This is a genomic window from Bradyrhizobium sp. CCBAU 11430, assembly GCF_028128855.1.
Classification (GTDB): domain Bacteria; phylum Pseudomonadota; class Alphaproteobacteria; order Rhizobiales; family Xanthobacteraceae; genus Bradyrhizobium; species Bradyrhizobium ottawaense.
In genome coordinates this window covers 234,676-259,454 of sequence record NZ_LBJV01000071.1, presented here as the reverse complement: position 1 = coordinate 259,454, position 24,779 = coordinate 234,676, and the positions used below count along the sequence as shown (strand labels likewise).

Sequence of the window (24,779 nt, the reverse complement as noted above, 5' to 3'; positions counted from 1 at the left end):
CAGGGGGCCAAGGGAAGCGCAAAGGTTCGGGGAAGCCGGGTTCGGGCTCAATCGATGGTGCCGAGCCGCGGAAACGCGTCCGGGACGGCCGCCAGGATGGCGCGGGCACGGGCGGAATCGTCGTCCATCTGCCGGATCAAGGCCTCCAGACTGTCGAATTTCAGCTCCTCGCGAATGAAGCCGACGAAGGCGCAGTCCAGAGCCTGCCCGTAGAGGTCGCCCTTGAAGTCGAACAGGAAGATCTCGAGGAGGGGAGCGCCATTATCAAAGGTCGGGCGGCGGCCGAAGCTCGCCACCCCGTCCAGCCGCTCAGGCCCGCGGCCGACGCGCACCGCATAGATGCCGTGCTTCAGTCCGCAATTGGCGTCGAGGCGGATGTTGGCGGTGGGGTAGCCGAGATCGCGGCCGCGCTTCTCGCCGTGGATCACCTCGCCAGTGACGAACCAGGGTGCGCTCAGCATGGTGGTGGCCTCGTCCAGCTGGCCTTCGGCGAGTGCGATCCGGATCGCGCTGGAGGACACCGGCCGCTCGTCGATATCGACATGGGGCTGCACGTCGACCTCGATGCCGAGCCGGGGCGCTTCGTTGACCAGAAGGCTCGGCGAGCCGACGCGGCCTTTGCCGAAATGGAAGTCATAGCCGACCGCGATCCCGCTGACGCCGAGCCGCCCGATCAGGTCATGGTGAATGAAGTCTTGCGCGCTGGTTCCGGCACGGGCCTTGTCGAAGGTCATGACCACGGCGCCGGCAAGCCCGGTGCCGGCCAGAAGCCGCAACTTGGCCCGCTCGTCCGTCAGACGGAATTGAGGGGTGTTGGGGCTGAAAAAACGCCGCGGATGCGGCTCGAAGGTCAATGCCAGCGCAGGGCGGCCCTGCGCCCGGCCCATTTCCAGGGCTGCGGCGATCACGGCGCGGTGGCCGAGATGAACCCCGTCGAAATTGCCCATGGCAACCACGGCACCCCTTGGAATAGCGGAGACCGGCGTGGTGTCGCGGATAATGGTAAAATGCGGAGCCATCAGGGGAATTCTCAAACCGGCAGGACCGGCCGGGACCGTGGCGCGAGCGGCCGGATGAAGTCAAGCGGGAGGGGGCGGCCGCATCGAACGCGATTTCAGTTCTTGGGAGGCGTCCCCAATTAACGCGCTGTTTAACGCCTTGGTGCTAGTCCTTGAGCGTGGAACTGCCGGGCTCCGGCTTGGGCAGGTCCGATCGTAATATTCCTGCGTTTGTGTTGGGGGAGTCGAGATGGCGGTTGATTTGTCGATGCCGGTTCTGGTGGTGGATGACTACAGCACCATGATCCGTATCATCAGGAATCTGCTGAAGCAGCTTGGCTTCGAGAACATCGATGATGCCAGCGACGGTTCGGCAGCACTGAACAAGATGCGCGGCAAGAAATACGGGCTCGTGATCTCCGACTGGAACATGGAGCCGATGACGGGTTACGACCTGCTGCGCGAAGTGCGCGCGGATCCGAACCTCGCCACCACGCCCTTCATCATGATCACCGCGGAATCCAAGACCGAGAACGTGATCGCAGCCAAGAAGGCCGGCGTGAACAACTACATCGTCAAGCCGTTCAACGCGGCGACGCTGAAGACCAAGATCGAGGCGGTCTTCCCGGACATGGCGAGCGCGTAAAGCGCCGCCTGATCCAAACACAGCTTTCAAAAGAGATCGTCATGCCCGGGCTTGTCCCGGGCATTTGGCGTTACCGTCGTTCCGGGGCGCCCGAAGGGGCGAACTATGGTGCGCGATTGCACCTGAGAACCTCGAGATTCCGGGTTCAGTGCTGCGCACTGCCCCGGAATGACGGAGCTAGAAAATCACCACTTCAGTTCGCGCATCAGCGCCTTCGGCGGGTGGCCGAACAATTCCATCACCGATGCCGGGTCGAGCTGGTCGAGACCCTCGAACTCCTCGGCATGGATGCCGCGGGTCACGAACAGGCAGTCGATGCCGAATTCGCGCGCGCCGGTTAAGTCGGTGCGGACGGAATCGCCGATCGCCAGCACTTTCTTCCGGTCGATCGGATGGCCCTGGCGTTCGCCGGCGAGTGCCATCGCGCGCTCGTAGATCGGTCGGTGCGGCTTGCCGTAGAAGATCACCTCGCCGCCGAGCTCGCGATAGAGCTCCGCGATGGCGCCGGCGCAATAGATCAGCCGGTCGCCGCGTTCCACCACGATGTCGGGGTTGGCGCAGACCAGCGTCAGCTTGCGCTCGCGCGCCTTCAGCATCATGCCGCGATAGTCTTCGGCCGTTTCGGTCTCGTCGTCATAGAGGCCGGTGCAGACGATGTAGTCGGCTTCCTCCAGCGGCGCGGTTTTCGCATCGAGGCCGCGATAGATCGAGTTGTCGCGCTCGGGGCCGAGCCAGAACATCTTGCGGCCGGGATGCTCGGTGACATAGAGCCGGGTCAGGTCGCCCGAAGACACGATCGCGTCATAGGTCTCGTCGGCGACGCCGAGCTTGCGCAATTGCCGCTGCACGCTATCGGCCGGGCGCGGTGCGTTGGTGATCAGGATCACCGTACCCCCGCGGCTGCGATAAGTGTGCAGCGCCTCGCAGGCCTCGGGGAAGGATTCGAGACCGTTATGGACCACGCCCCAGATGTCGCTGAGCACGACATCGACACCGCCCACGAGCTCGCGCAGGCTTTCGGCGAAATGCAGCGTGGTCATGATGCGCAGCGCCGATCAGATGCGGCGCGCGAGCGCCGCGTTGCCGGTGATGCGTTGCGCCGGAGGAGCGGCTGACGTTGCGCCAGGTGTCGCGCCAGATTTCGTACCTTGGCTGGGGGGAGCGGAGCCATTGGATCCCTGAATGTCCTGCGCCTGGTTCGGCGAGGCCCCGCCGGTAGCAGATGCCCCCTCAGGCCGCAATGGCCGGGGCGGCGCGAACAGGAACCCCTGGCCGAACCGCACGTCATAGTCGAGCAGGTCCACGACCGCACGCTCGCCTTCGATCCGCTCCGCGATCAGGTCGATGCCGAAGCGGCCGAGCAGGTCGGAGAGGTCGGAGGGATGGATGTCCGAGGCCGAGGCCTGCCTGGGGTCGAGCAGCAGCGTGGCCGGCACCTTGATGAAGCGCACCCCGCGGTCGGCCAGCTCGCGCGGCTCGATGCGCAAATCGGTGACATGGTCGATCGAGAAACGGAAGCCGCGCTGAGCGAGCGCCGCGAGATTCTCGGTCTCGGCCGCGCCGAGACTGCGGAAGGTCGATTGCTTGAACTCCAGCACCAGCGAGGGCGCCAGCGCCCGGTTGGCTTCGAGAAAGTCGAGGCATTGCGCGAAGGTGGTGGAATTGCCCAGCGTGGAGGCCGCGACGTTGCAGAACACGCCGACGTCCTTGTTGCGCACCATCAGGCGCCGCAGCACCTGCACACAGCGCAGCATCACCATGTTGTCGATGCGACCGATCAGCCCGGACGCTTCCGCGATGCTGATGAACTCCTCCGCGGCGATCAGCTGGTCGCGCTCGTCACGCAGGCGCGTCACCGCCTCGTAGAATCGCACCTTGCGTTGCGGCAGCGTGACCATCGGCTGCAGGAAGATGTCGATGCGGTTTTCATCGATAGCGTTGCGCAGCGTCGCCAGCAGCTGGGTCTGGTTGCGCCCGGTGACTGCCGGAACCGGATTGGCGGCCTGGCTCTGGATCGCCGGTGCCGGTCGTGACGGCGGTGCGGGCAACGGGGGAGGGGCCGCCGGCCGCTCCTCGAACGGCGCAATCAGGTCGATCGGCGCCTCCGGCTCAAGCCTGGCGATCGGAGCGGGAACGGGAGCCGGCGCTGGCGCATGGCCGGCCAACAGATCCTCATGGGTCGATACGGTGGTGGCGAGCTGCCTGACCAATCCGCCGAGCTCGTTGATCTCGCCGACCACCGACTGGATGCGGTCGGAGCTGGTCGAATTGGACGAGGCGATGCGTCCCTCGATCGCGGCTAACCGGCGGCCGAACTCCGCCACCTGGCGGGCCAGATCGGCGGTGCCGCGCGACAAATCGGCGATCTGGCCGCCGACGTCGCTGCGGTCGCGCAGCCGCATCGACACCGCGTTGTAGAGGATCAGGAAGGTCAGCGCGGTCAGGGCCACGATGGCGGATTCGGTTCCGCTGATGCCGGCGACGGCGTAGAGCACAAGCCCGAGCGAGGCCGCGACCAGTACCATGCAGATGGCGATGAAGATCGTCGAAATGCGAATCATGCCGCGCGTTACGCCTCAAAGAGCTGACTGCCTCACCCGGGAAAACACGGGTCACTGTGCGAACCCGTCACGCCTCATGCTCCCCTTAGGCCGTATGAGCTTAGCATCATTGTTGATTCGAGGGGATAGCAGCCCGTTCCCGGGCGCGGTCAGGCTGGCGCGGCGGCTCCGACCGTGTCGGCCGAGACGGCGTCGCGGGTGCCGAGCGGCTTGGATGGCCCTTCGGTCGTGTCCTTCAGCGTCTGCCGTTCGATCTCCGAATTCAGCTCGGCGCCGAACATGATGACGATCGCCGACATCCACATCCAGGTCATCAGGCCGATTGCGGCGCCGAGGGAGCCGTAGGTCGCATTGTAATTGGCAAACTCCGAGAGGTACCAGGAGAGCAGCGCCGAGCCGGCGATCCAGAGAATGGCGGCAATCACCGCGCCGAGGCTGAGCCATTGCCAGCGCGGCGCATCGCGGCTGGGCGCGAAGCGGTAGAGGATCGCAAGCGCCACCAGCAGGACGAGGAACATGAGCGGCCATCGTGCCAGCGCCACGATCAGCTTGCTTTCGGGCGCCATGCCGAGATGATTGAGCGCCAGCGGGAAGGCAACGACAAGCCCCACCATCACCAGCAGCGCCACGATGCCGCCGACCGTGAAGGCCAGAGACACCATGTTAAGCTTGATGAAGCTGCGCTTCTCGCGCTCCTCATAAGCGACGTTGAGTGCATCGAAGATCGCCTTGACGCCCGCATTGGCGCTCCAGATCGCCAGCACAAGGCCGAACAGGAACGTCGCACCGAGCGTGGTACTGCCATGCGAGACCACGCGCGCCACCTGCTCCTCGACGATCTGGAACGAGCCCTCAGGGAGCATCGTCGCGAGCGTCTGCAGATTGGCGCTGATCGTCTTAGGATCGGCGAACAGGCCGTAGGAGGAAACCAGCGCCGTAACCGCCGGAAAGATCGCGAGCAGCCCAAAGAACACGACGCCGCCCGCTGTCGCCAGAAGGCGATCCTCGTCGATGCGCTGATAGGTCCGCCAGAAGATATCCTTCCAGCCCTTCCAGGGGATCTCAAGCGGGCTCTTCGCGCGGCGGCCATGGCCGGGCTGCACGGCCGCGTGCGCGGGGTGCGTCTCCGGAGAATTCGCCTCGCCTTTGCGATGGTCTTGCGGCGGCCCCGATGGGACCAGGTCCCTGTCCTGAAAGTAGCGCTCCGCCGTCAGCACGAAGACGGCCGTCGCTGCCACCAGCAGCCAGGAGTCGAGCTGTTCGGAGCGCCGCAGCAGCATTCAAGCGTCCAATCTTTGACCGTGACGTCTGCGGCGCGCCGCCGTAAACCCCGCCAGCCCAATCGCCGCGAGCATCAGGCCAAGCTGCACGGGCCGGTTGGTGCGAACGGGTGAGGCCCTTCTGCCATGGCCGCGCTCGCCCGGCGCGAGCGGCACCAGGGGAATCGTCGTCGCGACCTCCTTCACCGCCTGCTTGACCGTTCCGCGCGGAATCCGAGGGGAGGCGATCGCAACGCGCATCCGGCTGGCGAGCGGTACGATCTGCTTGGTCGGCCGCTTCATCATCGCCATGGCGACGCCGGCGCAAACCGCGGCGAGCACCAGCAGCACGGCGGCGACGGCACCAAAGCCCCAGAACTGTCCGTAGGTGATTGCAACCCAGCGGTAGAGGGCGATCAGGCCGACGAAGAAGGTCGCGATCACGAACAGCCCGGCGACCGCGAACAGACCGGCCGCGACCGCGTAGGACGTCGCGCGCCCGGTGGCCTGGCTGGTGCGGTCACGCAAATAGGATTGCGCGGCGCGCTTGAGGTGGTTGAGTTTCAGCGCCATGCCGGCGCGCAGCAATTCGCCCGATGGCGCGAGCATGCGGACATCCTCCGAGAGCGAGAAAATTCGTTCGGGGGATGAACGTGGCGGAATTTGACTTGTTCCGACGGAGCTCCGTCCGTTTGGTGAATCAGGCGAGATCGGCGGCCGCGATCCAGAACACCTCGCCCTCGGAGTCCTCGGTGTCGAGCCAGAGCAGCGGCAGTTCCGGAAAGGCCTCGTCGACCAATTCCCGGCCGCGGCCGATCTCGCAGATCAGTCCGCCGTCCGGGGTGAGGTGATCGGGCGCCTCAGCCAGGATGCGGCGGACCACGTCGAGGCCATCGGCGCCGCCGTCGAACGCGAGCTTTGGTTCGGCCCGGCACTCAGGCGGCAGTGCGGCCATGCCTTCTGCGTCGACATAGGGCGGGTTGGTGATGATCAGGTCGTAACGCGCATCGCCGAGCGGGGCGAACAGATCGCCGCGATACAGGCTGATCCGGTCCTCGAGCCCGTATTCGCCGACATTGCGCGTGGCGACCTCGAACGCGCCCTTGGAGATGTCGACGGCATCGACGGCGGCGTTCGGGAAATGATGCGCGGCGAGGATGGCGAGGCATCCCGATCCCGTGCAGAGATCGAGCACGCGCTCGACGCCCGTAGGGTCGGCGATCAGCGCTCCAGCATTGCCTTCGCCGCCGAAATGCGACTCGAGGAGCTCGCCGATGAAGGAGCGTGGAACGATGACGCGCTCGTCGACATAGAAGGGCAGGCCGCGCATGTAGATCTTGTTGACGAGATAGGCGGCCGGCTTGCGCGTGGTGACGCGTTGATGGACGAGGTCGAGGATGGTCTTGCCCTCCGCCGCGGTGACCCGTGCGTTGGCAAAAATCTCGAACTGCTCGGGATTGAGATGCAGCGCTTCGCTCACCAGGAAGGCTGCTTCGGCAATCGGATCGGTCGTCCCGTGCGCAAAGGCGAGCTCGGCTTCGACAAAGCGGCTCACCCCGTAGCGGACGAAATCGAGCAGCGTGAGAAGTTCGCCCGGGCCGACTTTGGCGAGCTTGGGCGCGGCGCGGCCGCCGACGGTCTTTTTGGATGCTTTTGCCATCAGGATCGGGTCCAGCGCGCGGCGGCCTCGTCGTCACGGGCGTGGGCCTCGACCCAGCCGGTGCCGGCTTCGCTCTCTTCCTTCTTCCAGAACGGGGCACTGGTCTTGAGGTAGTCCATCAGGAACTCGGCGGCATGGAATGCGGCCTGGCGGTGCTGCGAGGCGGTCAGCACCAGCACGATGTTCTGGCCCGGCATGAAGCGGCCGACGCGATGGATCACGGTGACGCCGTTCAGCGGCCAGCGCGAGGTCGCCTCGTCGGCATGACGCCTGATCTCTTCCTCGGCCATGCCAGGATAGTGCTCGAGCGTGAGCGCGGCGACCTTGGCGCTGTCATCGTCCGCGCGGCAGATGCCGGAGAAGCTCACGACCGCGCCGATGTCGGTCCGGCTCTTGGTCAGGACCGCGATCTCGCGCGCGATGTCGAAATCGTCTTCTTGAATACGGATGGTGACGGGGCAGCTGGCGACAGGGGAAGTCATGGCCTAGCCGCCGGTCATCGGCGGGAAGAACGCGATCTCGCGGGCGCCCGCGATCGCGGCATCCGATTTGACATGGGCATGGTCGATCGCGGTGCGGATCACCTTCGGCTTCTCGAACGCGTAGGCATAGGCCTCACTCTGGCCGGACAGCCAGGCGATCAGCTCCTCGACGGTGCGCACGGTCGCCGGCGGCTCGATGGTCTCCTCCGCCTTGCCGACGCGCTCGCGCACCCAGGCGAAATATTTCACCTTCATCCCTCGTCCTCCTTGATGAGGTGATGGATGCCGGCGCGGAAATAATCGTAACCGGTGTAGATAGTCACGATCGCCGAGGCCCACAGCAGCGCGAGGCCAATCATCGAGACGACGGGCACCACCTCGTCGCCGGCGGGTCCCGCGAGCAGGAAGCCGATGGCGACCAGCTGGACCGTGGTCTTCCACTTCGCAAGCTTGGTCACGGGCACGCTGACCCTGAGCGCGGCGAGGTATTCGCGCAGGCCCGAGACCAGGATCTCGCGGCACAGGATGACGATGGCGGCCCACAACGACCAGCCATGGATGATGCCGTCGGCGGCCAGCATCAGCAGGCACGAGGCGACCAGCAGCTTGTCGGCGATCGGGTCGAGCATCCGGCCGAACGCCGATTGCTGATTCCAGATCCGCGCGTAATAGCCGTCGAGGTAATCGGTGACCGCGGCCGCGATGAAGAGGGCCACCGCCACCCAGCGCAGCCAGAGCGGCTGATCCAGAATCGACTGCGCATAGATGCATCCGACGACAACCGGGATCGCGGCGATCCGGCCATAGGTCAGGATGTTGGGGAGGGACATCGCGCGGCTGGTCGTCCCTCGTGTGGTGGCGATGTTCATCCGTCCTACCAATACCGCTGCTGCCTGAACGTCAACCGTCCCGCGCCCCAAATGAGGTGCGGACACGACGATCATATGACTGCGGTCCCCCTTTAATTCATCCCGGCTGGGGATGGAAATACTCGAAAATCCTGCGCGCGCTCTCGGCACTGACCCCCGGAACCTTGCCGAGATCGGCGATCGAGGCCCGTTCGATCTCCTTCAGGGTTCCGAAATGATGCAGCAAGGCACGTTTGCGTGACGGGCCGATGCCCGGAATTTCCTGCAAACCAGCCTCGCGGATATCCTTCTTGCGCAGCTTGCGGTGAGAGCCGATGACGAAGCGGTGGGCCTCGTCGCGCAGCCGCTGGATGAAATAGAGCACGGGATCGCGCGGCTCCAGCTTGATCGCCTCACGCTCCGGCATGAACAGGGTCTCGCGGCCGGCATCCCGGTCCGGTCCCTTGGCGACCGACATCAGCGACACCTGGGTCAGGCCGAGATTTGCAAAGATCTCGCGCACGGCGTTGAGCTGGCCGCGGCCGCCGTCGATGATGACGAGATCGGGCCATTGCGGGAAATCGTCGTCCTTGGCTTTGGCCGCCCCTTCCTCGGGCGGATTGATCAGGCGCTTGAAGCGCCGCTCCAGCACCTCGCGCATCATGGCGAAGTCGTCGCCCGGCGTGATCCCTTCCGACTTGATGTTGAACTTGCGGTACTGGTTCTTCACGAAACCGTCGGGGCCGGCGACGATCATGGCGCCGACCGCATTGGTGCCCTGGATGTGGCTGTTGTCGTAGACCTCGATGCGCTTGGGCGAATGCGGCAGGCTCAGCGTCGTGGCGATGGCGTCGAGCAGGCGGCTTTGCGTGGCGGTGTCCGCGAGCTTGCGGCCGAGGGCCTCGCGCGCATTGGTCAGCGCATGGGCGACGAGTTCCTTCTTCTCGCCGCGCTTGGGCGCGGCGACCTCGATCTTGTGGCCGGCCTTGATCGAGAGCGCATTGGCCAGCAGCTCGCTCTCCTCGATCTCGTGCGAGAGCAGGATGTTCCTCGGCGGCGGCTTGTCGTCGTAGAACTGGGCAAGGAAGGAGCCGAGCACCTCTTCGGGGGTGTACGTCTTCTCCGCGCGCGGAAAATAGGCCCGGTTGCCCCAGTTCTGGCCGGTGCGGAAGAAGAACACCTCGACGCAGGAGAAGCCGCCCTCCTGATGGATGGCGAACACGTCGGCTTCCTCGACGGTGCGCGGATTGATGCCCTGCTGCGACTGGATCGCCGACAAAGCGGCGAGGCGGTCGCGGTAGAGTGCGGCGCGCTCAAACTCGAGCTCACCGGACGCCTTCTCCATCTCGCCCGCAAGCTCCTGCTTCACCGCATGGCTCTTGCCGGACAGGAAGTCGCTCGCCTCGCGCACCAGGGTCGTATAGCCGGGAAAGTCGATCTCGCGGGTGCAGGGGCCGGCGCAGCGGCGGATCTGGTAGAGCAGGCAGGGCCGGCTGCGGCTCTCGAAGAAGGAATCCGTGCAGGAGCGGATCAGGAAGGCGCGCTGCAGCGCCGTGATGGTGCGGTTGACCGCGCCGGCGGAGGCGAACGGACCGAAATAGCGCCCGGGCCGGCTCTGCGCGCCGCGATGTTTCAGGATCTGCGGCGCCCAATGGTCACCGGTGATCAGGATGTAGGGAAACGATTTGTCGTCGCGCAGCTGCACGTTGAAGCGCGGCCGCAGCTGCTTGATGAGGTTGGCTTCCAGCAGCAACGCCTCGGTCTCGGTGTTGGTCGAGACGATCTCCACGGTCACCGTGGCCGCGATCATGCGCAGGATGCGGGCCGGCTGTGGCGCATTCTGGCGCGCATAGTTGGAGAGGCGCTTTTTGACGTTCTTGGCCTTGCCGACATAGAGCACGTCGGCATTCGCATTGAGCATGCGATAGACTCCGGGCGAGGTCGGGGCGAGCCGGACCGCGCGCTCGATCGCCTCATGGCCGGACGCCAGCGGGCCTTCGCCGACGACGCCGCTCTCTTCCAGGATATCGGGCAGCCGCGCATCGTCCTCGTCATCGCCGCCGCTGGTGGCGGGATCGAGATCCGGAGGCGTCTCGGCTGGGACGTCCGGCGCGGTGCCAAGCACGGGTTTGGGCGCGCGGTCGTCCGGATTGTCGGTGGAATCGTGAACCATGGAGCGAATTTAGGCGCTGGGGGTGCCGATTTGAAGTTCCGGCCGTGCGGCACGCACAGGATGGCGCCGCAGTTCCCGGTAACGCTTGCTTAAGCCTGTTAACAGCGCGGTAACCCGGCTTAACAGCCCTTTAACTTAAAACTCTCGATAAATCTTACCCGAAAAGGTCGTGGTTCCGTAACCATGCGGTTTGCCTGGCGCGGCGGCGCGGGCGCCGCACCGGTGACGGCAGTTGCGTTGGAGTGTGTGATGAAGAGGCTCGTTGTGGGCGCAGCCGCGTTGGTTGCCGCCGGCTGGACAGCTTCGGCGGAGGCCGCCGACATGAATTACGGTCAGCGCGCGCCCTATACCGTCAACCAGCCGCTCAACGCGTATAGCTGGGCAGGCCCCTATCTCGGCGGCAACATCGGCTATGAATGGGGCTCGGTGGACAACAACCCCTCGAAGCCGTCGGGCTTCGTCGGCGGCGTGCAAGCCGGTTACAACTTCCAGAATGGCCCGTTTGTGTTCGGCGTCGAGGGCGACATCCAGGCCGCCGGTGCCGACGACACCTTCGCACCGTGGAAATTCTCCAATCCGTGGTTCGGCACCCTGCGCGGCCGCGCCGGCTATGCCTTCAGCAACGTGCTGTTCTATGGCACCGCCGGCCTCGCCTTCGGCGAGCTGCGTGCGCAGACCTTCGGCTGGACGGAATCGCACACCACCGCCGGCTGGACCATCGGCGCCGGTGCGGAAGTCGGTCTGGCCCCCAACTGGAGCGCCAAGCTGGAATATCTCTACATCGATCTGTCGACGACACAGTTCGCAATTACAGGGGTGTCAAACGGCTATAGCGCCAGCGTTGTGCGCGCAGGCGTGAACTATCGTTTCTGATAGCTGAAGAAGAAAATACCGGACCACAACCTCCCGGCCGCTCGCGGCCGGGAATTTTTTGCGCCAGGTATTTTTTGCGCCAAGTATTGCGCCGAATGTTGTGCGTCAGGCCCGCTAGGACAGGATGACCAGATTGACCGCCTTCGGTCCCTTCCCCTTCTTGTCGGGTTCGACTTCGAAAGTAATACGCTGTCCTTCCGCAAGGTCCTTCAGTCCGGCTCGCTCCACAGCAGTAATATGTACGAATACGTCGCGGCCGCCGTCGTCAGGCTTGATGAAACCGTAGCCGCGTTCGCCGTTGAAAAACTTGACCGTTCCCGTCATGGCCATCGGGAAACTCCCCCTCATTGCTCCTCCGCCGCGACGCAGACTCACGTCACGACATGACCGGGCACTACGGAGCCCGGGAGCTGGCCATCCTTGGGCGGACCGCTGGCGGTCCGGCCGGATCTTTCTTAGGCCTTCACTCCGCCGCAACCATTCGCGGAAGCGGAACGTAAAGCCAGTCACGGAAACAGCATAATACGGTTCTCTGCAGATTGACTACCGCTCCTGCATATTTTTCCCAAGAATGCCGGAGTGTTACGGCTTCTTGGCTCTAGGGCTTGGGCACCTCCAATCGGAATCTGGCAGCACCACCTTGGCCGAGCGGCATTTCCAGCTCGGGCAGGATCGTCTTGAGCTCGCCCTGCAGCGTGTAGGGCGGATTGACGATCAGGAGCCCGGTGGAGGCGAGAGCCCCGCCATCGAGCTGAGGCGCGACGCTGAACTCGAGGCGCAGACAATTTCCCGGCGGCTTTGCTGCAGCTGCGAGCCGCGCCACCGTTTGGACCAGTGTGTCGGTGGCACGCCGGTTCTTGGCGGGATACCAAATGACATAGATGCCGGTCGGCCATTTCGCGAAGGCGGTGGAGAAGGCTTCGCCCAGCCGCTCGAACTCGTCCTTGGCCTCGAAGGGCGGATCGATCAGCACGAGGCCGCGCCGCTCCTTCGGCGGCACGAAGGCCGGCAGCGCCACCCAGCCGTCGAGGTCGACCACGCGCGCCTGTTCGTCGCGGCGCAGCACGGCGATCAGCGCTTTCCGCGCCTTCGGCTCGAGCTCGCAGGCGACGAGTCGGTCTTGCGGCCGGAGCAGGCCGCGCGCAATCAACGGCGAGCCCGGATAGGCTTTGAGCTCACCCTTCGGATTGAAGGCGCGGACGATATCGAGATAGGGTTGTACCAGCGCCAGGGTCTCGTTCGACAGGCGTGCCTGCATCAGCCGCGCGATGCCGGTCAGCCATTCGCCGCCCCGGCGCGCCTCGTCGCTGTCGAGATCGTAGAGGCCGGCGCCGGCATGGGTGTCGATGACGCGGAACGCCCCCGGCTTGTCCTGCAGATAGGTGATGATGCGCGCCAGCACGATGTGCTTGATGACATCGGCGAAGTTGCCGGCGTGGAAGGCGTGACGATAATTCATGGCGGAGAGTTACGACATCGCGCGATGAAAGTAACTGCCGTCATTCTCCGGGGCGGTGCGCAGCACCGAGCCCGGAATTCATTTCGCCACCGGCTATGCGGGACAATGGATTCTTCGCGCTTCGCGGCCCCGGAATGACGGTCTGAGAAGTCGGCCTATCCGCCCCTGATCGGCGGCATGGTCACCTGATCGCGGCGGCAGGTGCGGCGTTCGATCTCGTCGCAAGCGCGGAATTGCAGGTCCTTGCTGAGGCAGATACGGACCTCGGACAGCCGCGTCCGGTTGCAGGTGACCGAGACGGCGGCATTGCTCAGTCCCGGGTTGGCCTTGATGAAGGCTTCCTCGACCTCCGCCGGCGCCACGGACTTGGCCTGCGGCAAATCGAGATATTCGGTCGGGATCTTGATCGCAGCGCGCGCCTTGCGGATCGTCTCGAAATAACTGCGGCCCTCGAGGCCCGAGCAGGTGCCGTGCTTGTCCCATTCGTTGAAGATCAGGCCCGGCGCCGGCATCAAATCGAGCATCGAGGAGACGATGCTGCGGTTCAGCCGCGGTGCGGGCCGCTGGCAATATTCCGGGAAGCCGTTCTCATATTGCGGCCACAGCCCATGCACCACGAAGGCGTAGGGCCGACCGCTGCACTGGATCTGCGAGCGGCCGCCACGCTCGGCCGCCTCCTCGCAGAACGAGGGCGACCACGATAGCGACAGCACATAGAAGTCGAATTCGCCGGGCGCGTTCTGCCGCTTGTCCTGGGCGCTTGCGCTGCCGGCGAGCAAGGCCAGTCCGGCGGCAAGGGTCAGGGAGATCACGAGACGGGAAAACAAATGCAATCTGGAATGAAACATGGCGACGCCCCTCAACTAGACTGTGCGAGGAAGCCTAGCAGGCGATGGGAACATTTCAAGAACAAAATTCCGGCGGCCGCCGTTCGGCGCCTCGAGCGACCAATCAGGGCTTCCTAATCAGGGCTTCCTGATCAGGGCTTGGCGGCGCGGCAGGCCGGATTGTAGGCCCAGTTGCGGTCGAGCCCGACCACGCACCATTCGACGCCGTTGCCATAGCCGGCGAAGCCGCCATCCTCGATGATCGAGAAGTGCACCTTGCGCACCTTGCCGTCATTGAGCATGGCCTCGCCGGTGCAATAGCGGCGCGGAATGTTGTCGGACTGCCAGGGCCGGAATGCGGTCTCGCGAACGGCGGAGAAGCCGGTGATCCTCAACGAGGAATTCCAGAACGTGCTTTCCTTTTCCCAGAACTGGGTAGCGATGGTCGGTAGCGCCCTGTCGCAATCGGCGACGGCGCCGTCATAGCGCGGTCCGCTCAGCCAGAAGTTCAGCTCCAGCGGATTGGCGGCCCTGGCCTCACCGAGCGACATCGCTCCGAACATGAGGCCGAGCACAGCGGCATAGCGGAGCAATTTCAGGAGGGGGGCGCGCATGGTCAATCCGGACAGCTAAAGTCTTGCGAAGGTTGGACGGTGCCGCGAAGGCCGGGGGAGGTCAAGTGCAGCGCGGCAACACTTCGCCAGGAGTTGACCACAACTTCGTGGTTGGCAGGGCTTGGGTTCTTTCCACTTTCCTTCCGGCACCGTAAACTGGCGACCAGCCAATTGGAGTGACGGGAATGCGAATCATTGCGGCCGCGGGTCTTCTCGCCAGCCTGGTTGTCTCGGGTCTGATGGCGAGCCAGTCGGCGCGCGCCGACTATGTGCCGCCGTTCAAGGGCAACGACACCGGCGGCATCATCGCCTATTCGATGGCCACCCAGGTCGACGCCCGGCAGGCCGCGGTCGATCACTGCGCGCGCTACGGCAAGGTCGTGAAATTCCTGGCGGTGCAGGCCTATGAGGGCGGTTACATCTCGTTCTCCTGCCGCTGGGTGCCTTATGGCGCCGCCGACCAGCCGATCCGCACGCTCTACTGAGGCGCTGTCGTAACGCCGCACTCTCTCAGCCGGGAGCCTTTTCACATGACGCGCAAACTCGCTTTGCTCGGCTCGGCCCTTTGCCTCGTGGTTTCGGCAGGCGGTGCCTTTGCCGACGACCTGCCGGTGCGCAAGGCCGGTCTTTGGGAGATGAAGCTGGTCACGAGCGGCTCGCCCGTGCCCGAGATGACCATGCAGCACTGCACCGACGAGACCGTCGACAAGGAGATGAGCAACAACGTCTCCCCGATGGCCAAGCAGATCTGCGCCAAGCAGGAGATCAAGAAGACCGCGACCGGCTATGTCAGCGATTCCGAGTGCAGCGTCGCCGGCGTCAGCACGACCTCGCATGCCGAGATCACGGGCGATTTCAACTCGGCCTATACGGTGAAGACCTCCTCGCACGCACAAGGCGGTGTCGCCGGCGCTGCGGGACGCGATACCACCATGACGCTGCAAGCCAAATGGCTTGGGGCCTGCAAACCGGACCAGAAGCCCGGCGACATCGTGATGCCCGGCGGCTTCAAGATGAACGTGCGCGACATGGATAAGCTGAAGGCGCTGCTGCCGAAGTAGGTAAGCGTTGCCCCGAAACCGGTGCGCTCCCTCGCCCCGTTCTTACGGGGAGAGGTGAGGCTGCAGCTACAGCTACAGCTACACCGGTATCCGCACGCTGGCCCGCAGTCCCCCCATCGGACTGTCGCCGAGGGTGATGTCGCCGCCATGCGAGCGGGCGATGTCGCGGGCGATGGCAAGGCCAAGGCCCGTGCCGCCTTCATCCTGGTTGCGGGCGTTGTCGAGCCGCAGGAACGGCTTGAACACTTCTTCGCGCAAATGCGCGGGAATGCCGGGGCCGTCGTCGTCGATCGTCACGGTCAAATAACGGTGATCGCGCTGGCCGGTGATGGCGATGGCCTTGCCGTAGCGCGCCGCGTTGGTGACGAGATTGGCGAGGCAGCGTTTGAACGAGGCCGGCTTCACCGTCACGACGGGCAGGCCGTGGAAGGCGACGGTCGCGGTGTGACCGTGGCGCTCGGCGTCGCCGCGCAGCTCCTCGAGCGCCTGCGCCATGTCGGTCGGCTGCGACTGCTCGCCGGAATCGCCGCGGGCGAAGGCGAGGTAATCCTCCAGCATCATCGACATTTCGTCGACGTCCTTGCGCATGCCCTCGAGCTCGGGGCTGTCGCCGATCAGCGCCAGCTCCAGCTTGAAGCGGGTCAGGATGGTGCGCAGATCGTGACTGACGCCGGCGAGCATCGCGGTGCGCTGCTCCATGGTGCGCTCGATGCGCGATTTCATCTCGAGGAAGGCGACCGCCGCGCGCCGCACCTCGCGCGCGCCCCTGGGGCGGAAGTTCGGCGCTTCACGGCCCTTGCCGAAGCTTTCGGCGGCGTCGGCAAGACGCAGGATCGGCTTGATCTGGTTGCGCAGGAACAGCACGGCCACGATCAGCAGGATCGAGGAGGTGCCGACCATCCAGAACAGGAATATCTCCGAGTTGGAGGCATAGGCGGCGCTGCGCTGCGCGAACACGCGCATCACGGCATCGTCGAGCTGGATGCGGATCTCGACGAGATTGGAGCGGCCGACCGTGTCAATCCAGAACGAGCGCCCGATCTGGCGGCCGAGCTGCACCGACAGCGTCTGGTCGAGCAGCGAGAAGAACGGCTTTGGTCCCGGCGGCGGCATGTCGCCGGCGGGCAGGAAATCGACGACGAGGCCGAGCCGTTGCTGGGCGATGCGGCGGATCTGCTCGCGATCCCGGTCTTGCGGATACCCCTTGTAGACGTCGATCAGCGCGGCGATGTCCTGCACCACGGCGGCCGACAGTCGGCGCGTCACCGTATTCCAGTGCCGCTCCATGAACACGAAGGCCACGACCGATTGCAGCACCACCATCGGCACGATCATGATGAGCAGCGCGCGGGCGTAGAGGCCGGTCGGCATCCACCCCTTGAACGCGTTGCCCATCCAGCCGTTGACGGCGGAGACGCGGCCGGCGGCGCTTCGGAGCAGCGTCAGGCCGGTATCGATCGTGCTCATCGGTCGCGCTTCACTGATTTATGGCGAGGCTACCAGCCGGTAGCCGATGCCGCGCACCGCCTGGAGGAACAGCGGATTGGCGGGGTCTGTCTCGATCTTGCGCCTGAGGCGGTTGATCTGCACGTCGACGGCGCGCTCGTTGACGCTGCCGTTGCCGGTCAGCGCACTGCGCGGCACGGTCTCGCCCGGCGTCTCCGAGAGGATGCGCAACATCTCGCGCTCGCGGTCGGTGAGGTGGATGACCTCCTCGCCCTGGCGCAGTTCACCGCGATCGAGATGATAGACGTAGGGACCGAACGCGATCTTCTCCACCGCCGTGGCCTGCGGCGGCGGCGCGGCGCGCTTGAGGATGTTGTTGATGCGCAGCGCCAGCTCGCGCGGCTCGAACGGTTTCGCCACGTAGTCGTCGGCGCCGATCTGCAGGCCCTCGATGCGCGCTTCCGCCTCATGTCGTGCCGTCAACATCACGATCGGCACGGAGGAGGATGTCCGGATGAAGCGGGCGAGATCGAAGCCGGTCTCGCCGGGCATCATCACGTCGAGGATCAAGAGGTCGAAATGCAGGCCCAGCAGTTTCGAGCGTGCATCGCCGGCGCTCGCGGCGGTGGTGACGCGGTAGCCCTCGGCGGCGAGGAAGCGCGAGAGCAGATCGCGGATGCGGCGGTCGTCGTCGACGAGCAGCAGATGCGGCGCGTCATCGGCCGGGCGCGCCGGCGGGCGGGCGAGAGTGGCAGCGAGCGTCACGGTCACTCCTTGGCGTCGTGGTTGACGGAAGCGAAGATCGTCTCGAGCACCTTGTCCGGATCGTCGCGATCGATCATCGCGCGCAAGAAGCGCTTGACGGTTTCCGCATCCTGCGGACCCATTTCGGCGAGCGCCTTGGTGATCCGCGTGGTCTGCAGACCGGCGAGCTTCTGCACCAGCGCCTCGCCCTTCGGCGTCGCGTAGAGCAGGCGCTGGCGGCGGTCATTGTCGCCGGTCTTCTGTACGATGTAGCCCTCGTCCAGCAGCTGCTTGAGCACGCGGCCGAGCGATTGCTTGGTGATGCGCAGGACGTCGAGCAGATCGGCGACCTTGAGGCCGGGATAGCGGTAGACGAAGTGCATGACCCGGTGGTGGGCGCGGCCGAAGCCGAAAGCCTCCAGCTCCTGGTCGGGATCGCCGACGAAGTCGCGATAGGCGAAGAACAGTAGCTCGATGATATCCCAGCGCAAATTGCCTCCGTCGTCTGCGGCCGGCTTGGGCTCGGCGGCGTCGTGAGAGGAAGTCGCGAAATTTATGTCAGGCATATTGACGTATCTTGGGTTCAATGTTACAAAACGATTGACCAGCACGAAATTTTAGATCGTTTCGCGCGGGTGGCATCGAAGCAGGCGGCTGGAGAGAGCCGGACAGGCGACGACGGCCGGATCAGATCTACCGTGCGATTGTCGAGCGGCGTTTCGGCAAAACATACTGGACTTCCGCCTTCCGCAAAAGCATGTCCTCGGCGATATGCTGGCCACGGAAACCGGCCGTAACAAGGCTGGCGGCGGTCCGGCCTAAAACCAATCAAGCCAGCCGGGCCCGAAAAGGGCAGGCCGGTGCCAGAACGGCGCCGCCACCGGCAAGCGGGAGGCAAGGACATGAGCATGAAATTCGACATCCAGCCCGCATCCAATCCGACGTCCGAGAAGGACCGCGTGGCCAAGCTGGTGGACCCCGGCTTCGGACGAGTCTTCACCGATCACATGGCGATCGTGCGCTACAACCAGGCCAAGGGCGGCTGGTACGAGGCGAAGATCGAGGCACGCGCCAATTTCCAGATGGATCCGGCCGGCGCGGTGCTGCACTACGCCCAGGAAATCTTCGAGGGCCTCAAGGCCTACAAGCGCGACGATGGCGGCGTGAACCTGTTCCGTCCCGACGCCAATGCGCGGCGCTTCAAGGATTCCGCCGACCGCATGGCGATGGCGCAGCTGCCCGAGGACGTCTTCATCGAGGCGGTCGAGCAGGTCGTGCGTATCGACCGCGCCTGGATGCCGGGCGGCGAGGGCAGCCTCTACCTGCGGCCCTTCATGATCGCGAGCGAGACCTTCCTCGGCGTCAAGCCGTCGTCCGAATATATCTTCGCCGTCATCGCTTCGCCGGTCGGCTCCTACTTCAAGGGCGGGCCTGCGCCGGTGTCGATCTGGGTCTCGGAGAATTACACGCGCGCGGCCGTCGGCGGCACCGGTGCCGTCAAATGCGGCGGCAACTATGCCGCGAGCCTGCGCGCCCAGGCCGAAGCGATCCAGCATGGCTGCGATCAGGTCGTCTTCCTCGACGCGGTCGAGCGCCGCTACATCGAGGAGCTCGGCGGCATGAACGTGTTCTTCGTGTTCGATGACGGTTCGCTCTCGACGCCGCCGCTCGGCACCATCCTGCCCGGCATCACCCGCGATTCCATCATCGCGCTCGCGAAGGATGCCGGCAAGACCGTGCGGGAGGAGCCGTATTCGCTCGACCAGTGGCGCAAGGATGCGGCCAGCGGCAAGCTCAAGGAAGCGTTTGCCTGTGGCACCGCGGCCGTGATCTCGCCGATCGGCAAGGTGCGCTCGGTGAGCGGTGATTTCGAAATCAGCGGCGGCGCCGCCGGCCCCGTCGCCATGGGCCTGCGCAAGCAGCTCGTCGACATCCAGTACGGCCGCACCAACGATCCCCACAACTGGATCCGCAAGGTGTTTTGAGATGCGGCGATGCGCGTTTCCCCTCTCGTGAGGAGAGGGGAAACGCGCATCGTTTGTGGTTTTTCGTGCACTGAACGTGCCGTTGCCGACATGCGACAAAGTCTGGACACATCTGGACATCAGGACTTCGCAACCATGGCAACGAAACTCTCCCAACCCATGAAATGGGTCGTTCTCGCCGCAATCGCCGGCGTTTCCGTTTTCGGCATCCTGACCATCGGCCCGATGCATGAGGTGGTCGCGCAAGATCGCTCGCCGATCGTCGATGTGCGCACCAGCGATCCCGAGATGAATGCCGCGATCGCGCGCGCCCGTGGCTCGCTTCCAACTTTCTGGGCCTCCTATGACACGCCGAAGCCGTCGGAGGCTGGGCACGCCCTGAAGGTGCGCTTCTCGACCCGCAAGGGCGGTGAGCACATCTGGATCGGCGAGGTGAAGAAGCGGCCTGACGGGACCTATTCTGGTCTCCTGGCCAACGAACCGCGTGACCTGCCAGGCAAGCGGGCCGGCGACGAGGTGGATTTTGGCGAGGCCGACATCTCGGACTGGATGTTCATGCGCAACGGCAAGATCGTCGGCGGCGAAACCATCAAGCCGACGCTGAAGTCGCTGCCGAAGGCAGACGCGGATGCCCTGAGGGCGCGGATGGAGAAGCCGTAAAGGTTGGCCGTCATTCCGGGATGGTCCGAAGGACCAGACCCGGAATCTCGAGATTCCGGGTTCGATGCTTGCGCATCGCCCCGGAATGACGGCGTCCCCTAAGCACCGGTTGCCGCTTCGCGCCCCGGCTGGTAAATGCCGGCGCATGGCCGAGAAACCCAAAAAACCCCAGAAACTGAAGGCGCGCCTGCCGCGCGGGCTCGAGGATCGCGATCCCTCAGCGATCCGGGCGACGCGCGAGATGGTCGAGAAGATCCGCGCCGTCTACGAGCTCTACGGCTTCGAGCCGGTGGAAACGCCGGCGATGGAATACACCGATGCGCTCGGCAAGTTCCTGCCCGACCAGGACCGTCCGAACGAGGGCGTGTTCTCGTTCCAGGACGACGACGAGCAGTGGATCAGCCTGCGCTACGATTTGACCGCGCCACTCGCCCGCTACGTCGGCGAGCGCTACGGCACCGACGCTCTTGTCTTGCCCTACCGCAGCTACCGGGTCGGCCATGTCTTCCGCAACGAAAAGCCCGGCCCGGGCCGATTCCGGCAGTTCATGCAGTTCGACGCCGACACCGTCGGCTCGGCAACGCCGGCGGCGGATGCCGAGATCTGCATGATGGCCGCGGACACGATGGAGGCGCTCGGCATCGCGCGCGGCTCCTATGTCGTGAAGGTCAACAACCGCAAAGTGCTCGACGGGGTGCTGGAAGCCATCGGGCTCGGTGGCGACGAGAACGCAGGCCGCAGGCTGACCGTGCTGCGCGCGATCGACAAGCTCGACAAGTTTTCCGCCGACGAGGTGCGCAAGCTGCTCGGTCCCGGACGATGGGACGGCGGCGAGGAAGGCAAGGGCGACTTCACCAAGGGCGCCAATCTGAGCGCCGCTGAAGCTGACGTCGTGCTCGCCATCACCAAGCCGCGCGAGGATTGGAAAGAGGCCATTGCCGCGGCCGAAACCTACCTCGCCAAGAGCGAGATCGGTCAAGCCGGCGTCAGCGAGCTGGAAGAGATTGCCAAGCTGGTCACGGCGTCGGGTTACGGTGCGGACCGCATCAAGATCGATCCCTCCGTCGTGCGCGGCCTCGAATACTACACCGGCCCCGTCTACGAGGTCGAACTGCTGCTCGAGACCAAGGACGAGAAGGGCCGCCCGGTGCGCTTCGGCTCGGTCGGCGGGGGCGGGCGTTACGATGGCCTGGTCTCGCGCTTCCGCGGCGAGCCCGTGCCGGCGACCGGCTTCTCGATCGGCGTCTCGCGGCTCCAGGCCGCGCTGATGCTGCTCGGCAAGCTCGACACCAAGCCGGAGTTCGGTCCCGTCGTCGTCACCGTGTTCGACCGCGACCGCGTCGCCGACTATCAGAAGATGGTGGCTAGCTTGCGCGCCGCCGGCATCCGCGCCGAGCTCTATCTCGGCAATCCCAAGAACATGGGCAACCAGCTCAAATATGCCGACCGCCGCAATTCACCGTGCGTGATCATCCAGGGCTCGGATGAAAAGGCGCGCGGCGAGCTGCAGATCAAGGATCTGATCGAAGGCGCGAAGGCGGCCGCGGCGATCGCCTCCAACCAGGAATGGCGCGAGAGCCGACCGGCGCAATTCTCGTGCAGCGAAGCCGATCTCGTCGCCAAGGTGCGTGAGGTCCTGGCCCGTCATGACGTAAAGTGGGGATAGCTATTCCGCCAGGCCGTCATGCCCGGGCTTGTCCCGGGCATCGACGTCTTGTTTGATGGATAAGCACGTGAATGGCCGGGACAAGCCCGGCCATGACGACAGCAACAGGGAGAAAACAATGCCTGAGATCACTGTCAGCATGGCCGAAGGCCGCACCGACGAGCAGAAGGCCGGCATGATGCGCGACATCACCCAGGCGTTGGTGAAGAATCTCGGCGTCGATGCCGATGCCGTCGTCATCCAGATCAACGAAGCCCCGCTCCGTCACAAGATGAAGGGCGGCAAGACCTTCGTGGAGCGCGCGGCGGCGGCGAAGAAATAGCCACTGGCGGTTCGGCATTCACCGCTGTCGTCCCGGACAAGCGTCAGCGCAGATCCGGGACCCATAACCACAGGGAGCGGTTATCTGGCCAGCTGGTAACTCCGAATCTTCGCCAAACTCGATCCTGTGGTTATGGGTCCCGGATCAGCGCTCGCTACGCTCGCTTGCCCGGGACGACAGCGGAGTTTGAGGCACCATGGACGCACGCGATTTCATCAAGGTCGGCATGAATGCCGAGCGCACGCTGGTGGTCCCGGCGGAGCGCACGGTCGGGCATTTCGTGCCGGGCATGCCGTTTGTCTACGCGACGCCGATGATGATCCTGGAAATGGAGATGACCGCGGGCGATTCGATCCGCGCTGCGCTTCAGCCCGGCTGGGTCACTGTCGGCACCGAGGTCGACATCCGCCATCTCGCAGCCGCGCTCGTCGGCGCGACGGTGCGGACCACCGCGAAGGTCGTCGCCGTCGAACGCCGCGTCATCCGCTTCGAGGTCGAGGCGTTCGAGGACACGCGCAAGCTCGGCGAGGGCCGCCACGCGCGCGGGCTCGTCAATGTCGAGATGTTCAACAGGCGGTTAGCCGCGGGCACGACGCCGTAGGGTGGGCAAAGGCGCGAGGCGTCGTGCCCACCATTTTCTCCGCGATGGATACAGATCGTGGGCACGCTCCGCTTTGCCCACCCTACGGCACAGTCCTAGTTCGCCAATTCCTTCGACCGCTTTGTCGCCGCCGCGATCGCGCGGATCATGAGATCGCGCAGACCCGGCTCGGCCATCAGCACACCGAGCGCGGCGGCCGTGGTGCCGCCGGGCGAGGTGACGTTCTGACGCAACGTGCTCGATGGCAGCTCCGACTGGTGCAGCAGCTCGCCGGAGCCGGCCACGGTCTCGCGCGCCAGCCTGGTCGCGAGCGACTCGGGCAATCCGGCCTCGACGCCGGCGCGGGCGAGCTCCTCGGCGAGCAGAAACACATAGGCCGGGCCGGAGCCGGAGACGGCGGTCACCGCGTCCATCAGGCTCTCGTCATCGACCCATTCGACTGAGCCGGTGGCGCGCAGCAGCGCATCGGCCACCGCGCGCTGCGCGGCGCTGACGTTCTTCGCGGCGACCGCAACGGTGATGCCGCGGCCGATCGCGGCCGGCGTGTTCGGCATCGCGCGCACCACGGCGCCGCCGCAGACCTCGGCAAGCGATGCGATTGTGGTTCCCGCCATGATCGAGACCACCGAGGTCTTGTCCGAGACGAACGATTTCAGCTTCGCGCCGGCCTCGCGGAACATCTGCGGTTTCACCGCGACGACCAGCGTCTCGACCGTGCCGACCGTTGTCACATCAGGATTGAGCGCGACGCCCTTGGCGGCAAGCCCGGTGATCTCGGGCGAGATGTGCGGATCGACCACCGCGACACGGCGCGGGTCGAGTCCGCCCGACAGCCATCCGGTCAGCATCGCGCCGCCCATCTTGCCGGCGCCGGCGAGGAGGATGGTGCCGGTGATGTTTTTGAGGGTGCTGCTATCTGCCACTGCGATCACCTTGCAAACGGTGTCGTCCCTGCGAACGCAGGGACCCATAACCACCGGCGGTTCTAGTGGATAGAGAGCAGAGCAACAAGCCGCGCGCCACAAGAGGCATCACGCGGTATGGGTCCCGGATCTTCGCTTCGCTTGTCCGGGACGACGGCGCAGCGCTGGGCGAGACTTACGCCTCTCCCACCGTGTCGAACATCGCCGCGTCCATCGCTTCGGTCGTGGTCTTGCCCGCCCACACCACGAACTGGAACGCCGGGAAATAGCGCTCGCAGGCGTGGATGGCGCCGGCGAGCATGGCCTCGCATTGCGCGGTCGAGGCGGTCAGGCCGCCGGGCAGCACCAGGGCCTGGCGGTGCATGACCATGCCGGTGTTGGTCCACAAATCGAAATGACCGACCCACAACTGCTCGTTCACGGCGGCGACGAGCCGCTGCACCTCGCCGCGGCGCGCAACCGGAATCTTCATGTCGAACCCGCAGGCCAGATGCAGCGCCTCGATCTCGCCCATCCAGGTGAAGGAGAGCTGGTAGTCGGTCCATTGTCCCTTGGAGACAATGGTGAGTTCGTCCTCGCCGGAGCGTTCGAACGGCCAGTTGTTGCTGGCAGCGATATCCTCGACCACCGCGAGCGGATGGCTTTTGGAATCGATAGTGCTTTCGAGCAGGGACATGCCGTCTCGACCTCTTGCCTTCTTGTTGTCCTTGATACGCACGCGGTCGGCCCGGCACGCTCCCTCAACGTCGCTGGTGCGATCCCTCGGATCAGCGCGGGCCTGTCGCGGATCAAGTGATGTGATTTGCGGAATCTGCGCAACGGGGTCCCGAGTCCGTCCACAAGTCAGGACTCGTTCGTCCACAGCTCATCTCCGCCACAATTCTTAACGGAGGGAAGTCCTCGATCCGGATGGATGAGAACAAACCGGAATCGGATTCGCGGGGGAGGGCGCCATTCGTTAATTCCGCCGC

28 protein-coding genes are annotated in these 24,779 nt (G+C 65.0%); 9 read left to right on the top strand and 19 right to left on the bottom strand.

The genetic code is table 11. The annotated features are described in order from the left end of the window. Window positions 1–47 precede the first annotated feature (47 nt). On the bottom strand, window positions 48–1,019 hold the full coding sequence (locus XI04_RS32485) for a bifunctional riboflavin kinase/FAD synthetase (RefSeq protein WP_271610010.1): 972 nt from the start codon (window positions 1,017–1,019) through the stop codon (window positions 48–50). Window positions 1,020–1,248: 229 nt separating this feature from the next. Between XI04_RS32485 and XI04_RS32480 the strand changes: the two genes are divergently transcribed. Continuing rightward, a complete protein-coding gene (locus XI04_RS32480) occupies window positions 1,249–1,644 on the top strand; it encodes a response regulator (protein WP_008567674.1) in 396 nt (131 codons plus the stop codon). 185 nt (window positions 1,645–1,829) lie between these two features. Here the strand turns inward: XI04_RS32480 and XI04_RS32475 are convergent, their stop codons facing one another. The 9 genes from XI04_RS32475 to uvrC form a co-directional block, all read right to left on the bottom strand. Beyond that, a complete protein-coding gene (locus XI04_RS32475; protein WP_271610011.1) occupies window positions 1,830–2,684 on the bottom strand; it encodes a TIGR01459 family HAD-type hydrolase in 855 nt (284 codons plus the stop codon). 15 nt (window positions 2,685–2,699) lie between these two features. Beyond that, a complete protein-coding gene (locus XI04_RS32470) occupies window positions 2,700–4,205 on the bottom strand; it encodes an EAL domain-containing protein (protein ID WP_271610012.1) in 1,506 nt (501 codons plus the stop codon). Window positions 4,206–4,354: 149 nt separating this feature from the next. After that, window positions 4,355–5,485, bottom strand: coding sequence for a YihY/virulence factor BrkB family protein (locus tag XI04_RS32465; RefSeq protein WP_271610013.1), 1,131 nt, complete (start codon window positions 5,483–5,485; stop codon window positions 4,355–4,357). Continuing rightward, entirely contained in the window at window positions 5,486–6,073 is a 588-nt protein-coding gene (locus XI04_RS32460) for a hypothetical protein (RefSeq protein WP_028140145.1), read from the bottom strand. A 91-nt stretch (window positions 6,074–6,164) separates the two neighbouring features. Then, window positions 6,165–7,124: a 50S ribosomal protein L3 N(5)-glutamine methyltransferase gene (gene prmB, locus XI04_RS32455; RefSeq protein ID WP_028140146.1), complete on the bottom strand. Its 960-nt coding sequence runs from the start codon at window positions 7,122–7,124 to the stop codon at window positions 6,165–6,167. Then, complete coding sequence (locus XI04_RS32450; RefSeq protein ID WP_028140147.1) at window positions 7,124–7,606, bottom strand: molybdenum cofactor biosynthesis protein MoaE; 483 nt, start codon at window positions 7,604–7,606, stop codon at window positions 7,124–7,126. Before XI04_RS32450 ends, prmB begins: the two co-directional genes overlap by 1 nt. A 3-nt stretch (window positions 7,607–7,609) precedes the next feature. Next, the gene (gene moaD / locus XI04_RS32445) at window positions 7,610–7,861 is read right to left on the bottom strand and encodes a molybdopterin converting factor subunit 1 (RefSeq protein WP_018318355.1); all 252 of its coding nucleotides are present in this window, start codon (window positions 7,859–7,861) and stop codon (window positions 7,610–7,612) included. Next, a complete protein-coding gene (gene pgsA / locus XI04_RS32440; protein ID WP_018318354.1) occupies window positions 7,858–8,475 on the bottom strand; it encodes a CDP-diacylglycerol--glycerol-3-phosphate 3-phosphatidyltransferase in 618 nt (205 codons plus the stop codon). Before pgsA ends, moaD begins: the two co-directional genes overlap by 4 nt. 97 nt (window positions 8,476–8,572) lie before the next feature. Continuing rightward, window positions 8,573–10,627, bottom strand: a complete 2,055-nt coding sequence (gene uvrC, locus XI04_RS32435) for an excinuclease ABC subunit UvrC (protein ID WP_271610014.1) — start codon at window positions 10,625–10,627, stop codon at window positions 8,573–8,575. Window positions 10,628–10,876: 249 nt separating this feature from the next. On the opposite strand from uvrC, the gene XI04_RS32430 reads away from it, so the two are divergent. After that, a complete protein-coding gene (locus XI04_RS32430; RefSeq protein ID WP_028140149.1) occupies window positions 10,877–11,500 on the top strand; it encodes an outer membrane protein in 624 nt (207 codons plus the stop codon). Between the two features lie 114 nt (window positions 11,501–11,614). Here XI04_RS32430 and XI04_RS32425 read toward each other — a convergent pair whose 3' ends face one another. The 4 genes from XI04_RS32425 to XI04_RS32410 all read right to left on the bottom strand — a co-directional run bounded on the left by XI04_RS32425 (window position 11,615) and on the right by XI04_RS32410 (window position 14,400). Next, window positions 11,615–11,830, bottom strand: coding sequence for a cold-shock protein (locus XI04_RS32425; RefSeq protein ID WP_008544396.1), 216 nt, complete (start codon window positions 11,828–11,830; stop codon window positions 11,615–11,617). Window positions 11,831–12,098: 268 nt separating this feature from the next. Next, window positions 12,099–12,959, bottom strand: a complete 861-nt coding sequence (locus tag XI04_RS32420) for a 23S rRNA (adenine(2030)-N(6))-methyltransferase RlmJ (RefSeq protein ID WP_095424814.1) — start codon at window positions 12,957–12,959, stop codon at window positions 12,099–12,101. Window positions 12,960–13,114: 155 nt separating this feature from the next. Beyond that, window positions 13,115–13,807 carry a ribonuclease T2 family protein gene (locus XI04_RS32415; protein WP_028140151.1) on the bottom strand — a complete coding sequence of 231 codons (693 nt, stop codon included), beginning with the start codon at window positions 13,805–13,807 and terminating at the stop codon, window positions 13,115–13,117. 131 nt (window positions 13,808–13,938) lie between these two features. Then, window positions 13,939–14,400 (bottom strand): hypothetical protein, encoded by a 462-nt coding sequence (locus tag XI04_RS32410; protein ID WP_028140152.1) that lies wholly within the window; start codon window positions 14,398–14,400, stop codon window positions 13,939–13,941. Between the two features lie 185 nt (window positions 14,401–14,585). Here XI04_RS32410 and XI04_RS32405 point away from each other — a divergent pair, with 185 nt between their 5' ends. Next, the gene (locus XI04_RS32405; RefSeq protein ID WP_028140153.1) at window positions 14,586–14,885 is read left to right on the top strand and encodes a hypothetical protein; all 300 of its coding nucleotides are present in this window, start codon (window positions 14,586–14,588) and stop codon (window positions 14,883–14,885) included. 45 nt (window positions 14,886–14,930) lie between these two features. Next, window positions 14,931–15,461, top strand: coding sequence for a DUF3617 domain-containing protein (locus XI04_RS32400; RefSeq protein WP_028140154.1), 531 nt, complete (start codon window positions 14,931–14,933; stop codon window positions 15,459–15,461). Window positions 15,462–15,539: 78 nt separating this feature from the next. On the opposite strand, the gene XI04_RS32395 is transcribed toward XI04_RS32400, so the two are convergent. From XI04_RS32395 to XI04_RS32385, 3 genes are read right to left on the bottom strand one after another with little or no spacing between them, the layout of a single operon-like run. Beyond that, window positions 15,540–16,928, bottom strand: a complete 1,389-nt coding sequence (locus XI04_RS32395; RefSeq protein ID WP_028140155.1) for an ATP-binding protein — start codon at window positions 16,926–16,928, stop codon at window positions 15,540–15,542. 18 nt (window positions 16,929–16,946) lie between these two features. Further along, on the bottom strand, window positions 16,947–17,678 hold the full coding sequence (locus XI04_RS32390) for a response regulator (protein ID WP_028140156.1): 732 nt from the start codon (window positions 17,676–17,678) through the stop codon (window positions 16,947–16,949). After that, window positions 17,675–18,217, bottom strand: coding sequence for a MarR family winged helix-turn-helix transcriptional regulator (locus XI04_RS32385; RefSeq protein ID WP_028140157.1), 543 nt, complete (start codon window positions 18,215–18,217; stop codon window positions 17,675–17,677). Before XI04_RS32385 ends, XI04_RS32390 begins: the two co-directional genes overlap by 4 nt. A 336-nt stretch (window positions 18,218–18,553) precedes the next feature. Here XI04_RS32385 and XI04_RS32380 point away from each other — a divergent pair, with 336 nt between their 5' ends. From XI04_RS32380 to XI04_RS32360, 5 genes are all read left to right on the top strand, one after another. Beyond that, a complete protein-coding gene (locus tag XI04_RS32380; protein ID WP_028140158.1) occupies window positions 18,554–19,636 on the top strand; it encodes a branched-chain amino acid aminotransferase in 1,083 nt (360 codons plus the stop codon). A 135-nt stretch (window positions 19,637–19,771) separates the two neighbouring features. Then, entirely contained in the window at window positions 19,772–20,296 is a 525-nt protein-coding gene (locus tag XI04_RS32375; RefSeq protein ID WP_271610016.1) for a YegJ family protein, read from the top strand. 145 nt (window positions 20,297–20,441) lie between these two features. Further along, the gene (gene hisS / locus XI04_RS32370) at window positions 20,442–21,962 is read left to right on the top strand and encodes a histidine--tRNA ligase (RefSeq protein WP_271610017.1); all 1,521 of its coding nucleotides are present in this window, start codon (window positions 20,442–20,444) and stop codon (window positions 21,960–21,962) included. Between the two features lie 55 nt (window positions 21,963–22,017). Continuing rightward, a complete protein-coding gene (locus XI04_RS32365) occupies window positions 22,018–22,284 on the top strand; it encodes a tautomerase family protein (RefSeq protein ID WP_109866587.1) in 267 nt (88 codons plus the stop codon). Between the two features lie 196 nt (window positions 22,285–22,480). Next, window positions 22,481–22,885: a thioesterase family protein gene (locus tag XI04_RS32360; RefSeq protein WP_271610018.1), complete on the top strand. Its 405-nt coding sequence runs from the start codon at window positions 22,481–22,483 to the stop codon at window positions 22,883–22,885. Between the two features lie 95 nt (window positions 22,886–22,980). Here XI04_RS32360 and proC read toward each other — a convergent pair whose 3' ends face one another. Next, complete coding sequence (gene proC / locus XI04_RS32355) at window positions 22,981–23,856, bottom strand: pyrroline-5-carboxylate reductase (protein WP_271610032.1); 876 nt, start codon at window positions 23,854–23,856, stop codon at window positions 22,981–22,983. Between the two features lie 127 nt (window positions 23,857–23,983). Continuing rightward, window positions 23,984–24,484 (bottom strand): YbjN domain-containing protein, encoded by a 501-nt coding sequence (locus tag XI04_RS32350; RefSeq protein WP_271610019.1) that lies wholly within the window; start codon window positions 24,482–24,484, stop codon window positions 23,984–23,986. Window positions 24,485–24,779: the final 295 nt, after the last annotated feature.

Bases quoted from the DNA above. Each gene is read 5' to 3' on its own strand.
- proC (WP_271610032.1), bottom strand. From the start codon at position 23,856: ATGGGTCCCTGCGTTCGCAGGGACGACACCGTTTGCAAGGTGATCGCA.
- XI04_RS32410 (WP_028140152.1), bottom strand. From the start codon at position 14,400: ATGCGCGCCCCCCTCCTGAAATTGCTCCGCTATGCCGCTGTGCTCGGC.
- XI04_RS32385 (WP_028140157.1), bottom strand. From the start codon at position 18,217: ATGCCTGACATAAATTTCGCGACTTCCTCTCACGACGCCGCCGAGCCC.
- XI04_RS32400 (WP_028140154.1), top strand. From the start codon at position 14,931: ATGACGCGCAAACTCGCTTTGCTCGGCTCGGCCCTTTGCCTCGTGGTT.
- pgsA (WP_018318354.1), bottom strand. From the start codon at position 8,475: ATGAACATCGCCACCACACGAGGGACGACCAGCCGCGCGATGTCCCTC.
- XI04_RS32450 (WP_028140147.1), bottom strand. From the start codon at position 7,606: ATGACTTCCCCTGTCGCCAGCTGCCCCGTCACCATCCGTATTCAAGAA.
- XI04_RS32365 (WP_109866587.1), top strand. From the start codon at position 22,018: ATGGATAAGCACGTGAATGGCCGGGACAAGCCCGGCCATGACGACAGC.
- XI04_RS32380 (WP_028140158.1), top strand. From the start codon at position 18,554: ATGAGCATGAAATTCGACATCCAGCCCGCATCCAATCCGACGTCCGAG.
- XI04_RS32425 (WP_008544396.1), bottom strand. From the start codon at position 11,830: ATGGCCATGACGGGAACGGTCAAGTTTTTCAACGGCGAACGCGGCTAC.
- XI04_RS32430 (WP_028140149.1), top strand. From the start codon at position 10,877: ATGAAGAGGCTCGTTGTGGGCGCAGCCGCGTTGGTTGCCGCCGGCTGG.
- XI04_RS32415 (WP_028140151.1), bottom strand. From the start codon at position 13,807: ATGTTTCATTCCAGATTGCATTTGTTTTCCCGTCTCGTGATCTCCCTG.
- XI04_RS32480 (WP_008567674.1), top strand. From the start codon at position 1,249: ATGGCGGTTGATTTGTCGATGCCGGTTCTGGTGGTGGATGACTACAGC.
- XI04_RS32350 (WP_271610019.1), bottom strand. From the start codon at position 24,484: ATGTCCCTGCTCGAAAGCACTATCGATTCCAAAAGCCATCCGCTCGCG.
- XI04_RS32485 (WP_271610010.1), bottom strand. From the start codon at position 1,019: ATGGCTCCGCATTTTACCATTATCCGCGACACCACGCCGGTCTCCGCT.
- XI04_RS32470 (WP_271610012.1), bottom strand. From the start codon at position 4,205: ATGATTCGCATTTCGACGATCTTCATCGCCATCTGCATGGTACTGGTC.
- uvrC (WP_271610014.1), bottom strand. From the start codon at position 10,627: ATGGTTCACGATTCCACCGACAATCCGGACGACCGCGCGCCCAAACCC.
- XI04_RS32375 (WP_271610016.1), top strand. From the start codon at position 19,772: ATGGCAACGAAACTCTCCCAACCCATGAAATGGGTCGTTCTCGCCGCA.
- prmB (WP_028140146.1), bottom strand. From the start codon at position 7,124: ATGGCAAAAGCATCCAAAAAGACCGTCGGCGGCCGCGCCGCGCCCAAG.
- hisS (WP_271610017.1), top strand. From the start codon at position 20,442: ATGGCCGAGAAACCCAAAAAACCCCAGAAACTGAAGGCGCGCCTGCCG.
- XI04_RS32465 (WP_271610013.1), bottom strand. From the start codon at position 5,485: ATGCTGCTGCGGCGCTCCGAACAGCTCGACTCCTGGCTGCTGGTGGCA.
- moaD (WP_018318355.1), bottom strand. From the start codon at position 7,861: ATGAAGGTGAAATATTTCGCCTGGGTGCGCGAGCGCGTCGGCAAGGCG.
- XI04_RS32475 (WP_271610011.1), bottom strand. From the start codon at position 2,684: ATGACCACGCTGCATTTCGCCGAAAGCCTGCGCGAGCTCGTGGGCGGT.
- XI04_RS32360 (WP_271610018.1), top strand. From the start codon at position 22,481: ATGGACGCACGCGATTTCATCAAGGTCGGCATGAATGCCGAGCGCACG.
- XI04_RS32405 (WP_028140153.1), top strand. From the start codon at position 14,586: ATGCGAATCATTGCGGCCGCGGGTCTTCTCGCCAGCCTGGTTGTCTCG.
- XI04_RS32420 (WP_095424814.1), bottom strand. From the start codon at position 12,959: ATGAATTATCGTCACGCCTTCCACGCCGGCAACTTCGCCGATGTCATC.
- XI04_RS32395 (WP_028140155.1), bottom strand. From the start codon at position 16,928: ATGAGCACGATCGATACCGGCCTGACGCTGCTCCGAAGCGCCGCCGGC.
- XI04_RS32460 (WP_028140145.1), bottom strand. From the start codon at position 6,073: ATGCTCGCGCCATCGGGCGAATTGCTGCGCGCCGGCATGGCGCTGAAA.